This window comes from Thermogemmatispora sp., from assembly GCF_019683755.1.
In the GTDB taxonomy this organism is placed as follows: domain Bacteria; phylum Chloroflexota; class Ktedonobacteria; order Ktedonobacterales; family Ktedonobacteraceae; genus Thermogemmatispora.
In genome coordinates, this window is record NZ_JADGHT010000286.1 from 1 (window position 1) to 6,014 (window position 6,014).

Annotated in this window: 2 protein-coding genes; both read left to right on the top strand. The window is 66.5% G+C overall.

Going from position 1 to position 6,014, the window contains the following annotated elements:
- On the top strand, window positions 1-3,524 hold a 3,524-nt coding region (gene drmA / locus IRZ24_RS15590), incomplete at its 5' end, for a DISARM system helicase DrmA (RefSeq protein ID WP_297165928.1).
- Window positions 3,521-5,518 (top strand): DUF1998 domain-containing protein, encoded by a 1,998-nt coding sequence (locus IRZ24_RS15595; RefSeq protein ID WP_297165931.1) that lies wholly within the window; start codon window positions 3,521-3,523, stop codon window positions 5,516-5,518. The genes drmA and IRZ24_RS15595, both read left to right, overlap by 4 nt.
- Window positions 5,519-6,014: the final 496 nt, after the last annotated feature.

Consider the following 6,014-nt stretch of genomic DNA (forward strand, 5'->3'; position numbering starts at 1 on the left):
CGGCGCCCACGCCCGAGCGGCTGCGCGACGAACTGCAGCAACTCATCATCAAAGACCTGCTCGGGCCAGTCGGAGGCCCGGAAGAAGAAGTCGAAGACGACCGCGTCCGAGAGCGCTACCTCCTCGGCATCCTGGCCCCGCGCAGCGCCCGCCTCCAGCCCGAGCAGCTTGACGACCGGCCCCCGCTCGAAAGCAGCAGCGAAGAAGGCAGCAGCGAAGAGAGCACCCTCTACAGTCCCAGCCTCTGCCCCTCCTCCATTGGCCTCAGCTTCACCGTGGAAGGAGTGGTCAGCGCCCTCCTGGTCGAAGCCGCCTGGGGGCATTACCAGCGCACCGAAAGCCAGCACCCGCTTGAGAGCCAGAGCCGGGCCAGCCGGGTCTGGAAGCGGCAGCAGCGCCGGGGCAGCCTCCTGCTCCCCCTGCGCAACGGCGAACTAGGCCCCTGGTCCCCCTGCGACGAACAGCCCGACGTCCGCGTGCGCGGCCTGGCGCGGCGCATCGGCGAGCGCTGGTCAGTCTCCCTCTTCCTGGTCAACGAACAAGACGAACCCAAGCGCCTGAGAGACCAGGCCTGGGTCTTTCAACCCGAACTAAGCGTCAGCGCCCCGGACGGCGGCCCCATCTTTCGCCAGAGCCTCTTTGAGAGCCAGCTCACCCTGGCGGGCGGCCAGGGCGACCCCGAAGAGCAACAAATGGCCATGCTCTACCGCAACCATCCCACCTTTGCCATCGGCCACAACGTCAGCGTCCATGCCGACGTCCTGCCGGGCGACCCCACGCGCGCCACGCGCCTCAGCACCCGCGTCGTCCCCATCTACGAAGTCCCGCCGATGGAGGCTCCCACCGCGGACGAAATCCCCGAACTCAGCGGCCTCCTGCTCGACATGAAAGCCCTGGCCGAACTGGCGCCCGAGGACTACCGCCCGCGCCTGCAGCCGCTGGTCGAAGCTTACAGCGCCTGGATCGACCGCCAGCAAGCCAGCCTCAACGACCCGGCCAGCCGGCTCGGAGCGCACCGGCAGGCCGCCGAACGCGCCCTGGCCGAATGCCGGCGCGCCTGCGAGCGCATCCAGGCCGGCCTTAACCTGCTGGCCAGCAACCCCCAGGCCCAGCGCGCCTTTGCCTTCATGAACCGCGCCATGTGGCAGCAGCGCCTACATAGCCAGTGGGCCGACGGAAGGCGCCACGGCAAAAGCGACCCCCTGGAGAGCTACGACCGCCCCGAAGGGCGCAGTTGGCGGCCCTTCCAGCTCGCCTTTATCCTCCTCAACCTGCCGGCCCTCAGCGACCCGCGCCATCCCGAGCGCAGCACCAGCCCCGAAGCCATCGCCGACCTCCTCTGGTTCCCCACCGGAGGCGGCAAAACCGAAGCCTACCTCGGCCTCACCGCCTACACCTTCGCCATGCGCCGGCTGCAAGGCAACCTCGGCGGGCGCGACAGCCAGCACGGCGTCGCCGTCCTCATGCGCTACACCCTGCGCCTCCTCACCCTCCAACAATTCCAGCGCGCCGCCGCCCTCGTCTGCGCCTGCGAACTCATCCGGCGCGAGCAACCCGAGATCTGGGGAGAGGTCCCCTTTCGCCTCGGCCTCTGGGTAGGCCAGCGCACCACCCCCAACACCACCGAACAGAGCGAAGAAGCCATCCAGCGAGACCGCACCCACCAATACCTGGGCAGCCTGGGAGGCATCGGCAGCCCGCACCAGCTCCTGGCCTGCCCCTGGTGTGGCAGCACCATCGACCCCGGCAAGCACATCCGCACCGAACCGGTCGGCAGCGCCCGCGGACGCACCTTCATCTACTGTGGCGACGAACTAGGCCGCTGCCCCTTCTGCCGGCGCAACAGCCCCGACGAAGGGCTACCCATCCTCGTCGTCGACGAAGAGATCTATCGCCAGCCGCCGGCCCTCCTCATCGCCACCGTTGACAAATTTGCTCAGCTTCCCTGGCGCGGAGCGACCCAAATCCTCTTCGGGCAAGTCAAGAGGCGCTGCGAGCGACATGGCTTCTGGGGGCCGGACCTGCGAGACCGCGACGAACATCCCGCCCACCACAAAGGGCCGTTCTCGCCCCTCAAAGCGGCGCGCACCCGCGAGCATCCGCCCCTGCGCCCGCCCGACCTCATCATCCAGGATGAGCTACACCTCATCTCGGGTCCGCTCGGCTCCCTGGTGGCCCTCTACGAAAGCCTCATCGACCGCCTCTGCACCTGGGAACTGGACGGCCAGAGCGTGCGGCCCAAAGTCATCGCCGCCACAGCCACCGTACGGCGGGCCAGCGCACAGCTCCATGCCCTCTTTCTCAGAAAAGCCCACACCTTCCCGCCCGCCGGCCTCAACGCCGAAGACAACTTCTTTGCCCGCCAGCGCCCCGAGCGGCCCGGGCGGCGCTACCTCGGCATCTGCGCCAGCGGGCGCCGCCTCAAAGCCGTCCTCATCCGCGTCTACGTAGCCTGCCTGGCGGCGGCCCAATACCTCTACGAGCGCTACGGCCCCAGCGTCGACCCCTGGATGACCCTGGTGGGCTACTTCAACTCCATGAACGAACTGGGCGGCATGCGGCGCCTGGTAGAGGACGACGTCCGCTCCCGCTTGGGACGCATGGACCGGCGCGGCCTGGCCCGGCGGCGCACCCTGCTCCTCGAAGAACTCACCTCGCGCAAAAGCTCCGTCGACATCCCCAAAGTGCTCGACCAGCTCGAGCAGCCCTTTGGCCCTGACCACGAAGCAAGCGAGCGGCGGCCCATCGACGTCCTACTGGCCACCAACATGCTGTCAGTCGGCGTCGACATCAAGCGTCTGGGCCTGATGGTCGTCAGCGGCCAGCCCAAGACCACCGCCGAATACATCCAGGCCACCAGCCGCGTCGGGCGAGCCGCCCCGGGTCTGGTCTGTGTCGTCTTCAACTGGTCGCGACCGCGCGACCTCTCACACTACGAAGCCTTCGAACACTACCACGCCACTTTTTACCGCCAGGTCGAAGCCCTCTCCGTCACACCCTTCGCCGCGCGGGCCCTCGACCGCGGGCTGACGGCCCTGCTCGTAGGCTACGTGCGTCTCCTCGGCGAAGAATTCAACGGCAACGACGGGGCCCAGCGTGTCAGCCAGGACGATTACCGCCTGGCCTTCCAGCGCTACACCCGGGCCGCCCGCCTTGACCTGCCAGCGCGGGCGCGAGCCGTCACCGGAGACGAGCATTGCGCCGAACTCGTTGAACAAATGCTAGAGCAGCGTATCAAAGCCTGGCAACGCAAAGCGCGCGAACAAGAAGGCTCCGGCTCACTCCTGGGCTACACCGACCAGGCCAGCGACCAGCGAGTCGGCCTGCTCAAGCATGCCGGACAAGGCTCCTGGAACCTCTTTAGCTGCCTGGACTCCCTGCGCGACGTTGAGCCGACGGTCAAGCTGATCCTGGATGACCGCGAGCTGTTCGACGAGAGCGAGGAAGAGAGGAGCCTGAGCGCAGGTGGCGAGGCCAACGGTGACAGATCATCTTTACAGACAGAAGGAGGAACTGAGGTATGAGTGGAAATGGATCGAAGCGAACAGGCGCCGGCGCGCGGGCGGGGCAGGCTGGGACTGGCAAGAAGCGCGGGCTTCGGCAGAGTGTGGGCGAGCTGCGCCCCAGTCAATTTCTCTTCACCTATGGAGTCGGGGCCATCGTCGACCTGCCCTATCTCTCGGTGCTGGTCATGGGGCTAGAGGACTGGGAGAGCACCCTGCCCTATGGCCGGCCCGACGGACTCGCATACATTTACGAGGAGCGCCTGCTCCAATCGGTGCGGGCCGTACTGGGGCCGCAAGTAGAGCGGCTGCAGGCCCTGCCGAGCGTCGCCGAAGAGAACGGCCCGGCCAATCCCTTTGACCCCAGCAAACTGATCGGCATTCCCGTCACGCCATTCCCGCGCTGGCTGCTCTGTCCGGCCTGTCGCACGCTGGCCTCCATCAAATCGGGCCTCTTTGAACTGCGGACAGACCCCTTTCATCCCGATCGCGCGCGCTACGTGCACACCCACTGTCCCAGGCGAGGCAAGCCGCCCACGGCCTTGCCGGCCCGCTTCCTCATGGCCTGTCACAACGGCCACCTGGACGACTTCCCCTGGCACTACTATGTGCATCAGGGGAAGCCCTGCCCCTATGCGCGCTTCAGGCTGATCGAGATCGGAGTGAGCGGCGAAGCCGCCGATGTCCAGGTGCGCTGCGACGAATGTGGCATTCAGAAGCCCATGTCGGAGGCCTTCGACTCCGAGGCGGCCAAACACCTGCCGCCCTGCCCGGGGCGCCACCCCCACCTGCGTCAGCGAGAAGACTGCAACGAGACGCCGCGCGCCATCCTGCTGGGGGCCTCCAATAGCTGGTTCCCCCTCCTGCTCTCGACCCTGGCCGTCCCGGAAGTCAGGGACCCGCTGGAGCAGCTTGTCATCCAGCACTGGACCCTCCTCTCCAAGGTCACCAGCCAGGAGGGGGTGACCCTGCTCAAGAGCATCGGTCAGCTCGCAGGCTCCCTGGAAGCCTATGAAGACGGGCAGATCTGGGAGGTAGTGGCCCGGCGCCGACGTGAGCAGGAAGAGGAGGCTGAGGCGGGCGAGAGCAAGTATGGCCGGCCCTCCCTGCTCAAGGTGCCGGAGTGGCGCGTCTTGAGCCAGCCGCAGAGCGTCCTTGACGCCGACGACTTCCGTCTCAAGCCCGTAGCGGTGCCGGACGGCTACGCCGACATTCTGGAGCGGGTGGTCCTGGTGGAGCGGCTGCGCGAGGTCCAGGCCATGATCGGTTTCACACGCATCGAGGCCCCGGATGAGCTGCTCGACCTGAGCGCCAGCAGCCCTCAGAGCAAGCCGGAGCGCGTGCGCCTGAGTCGTCAGGGGCCGCGCTGGGTGCCGGCCATTGAGGTGCGTGGCGAGGGCATCTTTCTGCAGCTCCGCGAGGAGCCGCTGAGAGCCTGGGAGGAGCGGCTGATCGGGAGCGCCTACACGGGTGACTTTATCAAGGCACACTGCGACTGGCGGCGGCGTCACAGTCTGCTCGCTGATCCGGCGACCTTTCCGGGCCTGCGCTATGTGCTGTTGCACTCGCTGGCTCATGCGCTGATCCGGCAGCTCACGCTGGAGTGTGGCTATGGGGCGGCCAGCCTTCGGGAGCGCATTTATGCCCTGGGGCCGGAGGATGAGGACGGGCCGATGGCGGGCATTCTGCTCTACACAGCGGCGCCTGACAGCGAGGGCACCTTAGGCGGGCTGGTGAGTTTGGGGGAGCCGGTGCAGCTCGGGCGGCACTTGCGGGCCGCCCTGGAGCATATGCAGATCTGCACCTCCGACCCCCTCTGCGCCGAGCATAGGGCGCTTGGCGACGGCTCGCTGCACCAGGCGGCCTGTCATGCCTGTTTGTTTCTGCCCGAGACCTCGTGTGAGCGCGGGAACAAATATCTGGATCGCAGCCTCCTGGTACCGACAATTGTGCCGGAGCGGGCAAGGCTGGCCTTCTTTGGAGAGCTTTTCCCTGAGCTAGTGATGGGCCAGTAAGGAGGCAGGAGGCCGCAGAGCCAGGGCTGGGGGCCTGGCAGAGCAGGCCAACGAGCAGCGGATGGGGTCGCGGTCGGGAGTGGAGGGAGGCCGCGAGGCAGACCAGGCTCAGCCTGGCCTGCCTTGTTCTGCCATGCTGATTTCTCTCTTCTTTTTTCTTACTCCTCTTTTCTTCTTCCATCCTCCAAGAGGCACAGAGAGCGTGTAGCTGACGCTGTATGGCGCTCCTGCGGCCTTTTTTTTGTCCTTCGTCGCCGGGTGGGGACAGAAGGCGGGCAGACCTCGACTACGGGCTAATGGTACTGAGGTGTAGTCGAGCGCTTCCCGTCCCATCGCAGGCGGGTAACGTGTTCACCCCTTACATCTCGCTCGTAGGGTCTGAGACGTTTCAACTCCCAGACGGGAGAAGCGTGCCTTCTGACCGAGATTGTGAATGCCCTCGTCACAAGCCTGGAGGGGTTTCAACCCCAGAGCGGGCTAAATAAGCATTCTGACG

Bases quoted from the DNA above. Each gene is read 5' to 3' on its own strand.
- IRZ24_RS15595 (WP_297165931.1), top strand. From the start codon at position 3,521: ATGAGTGGAAATGGATCGAAGCGAACAGGCGCCGGCGCGCGGGCGGGG.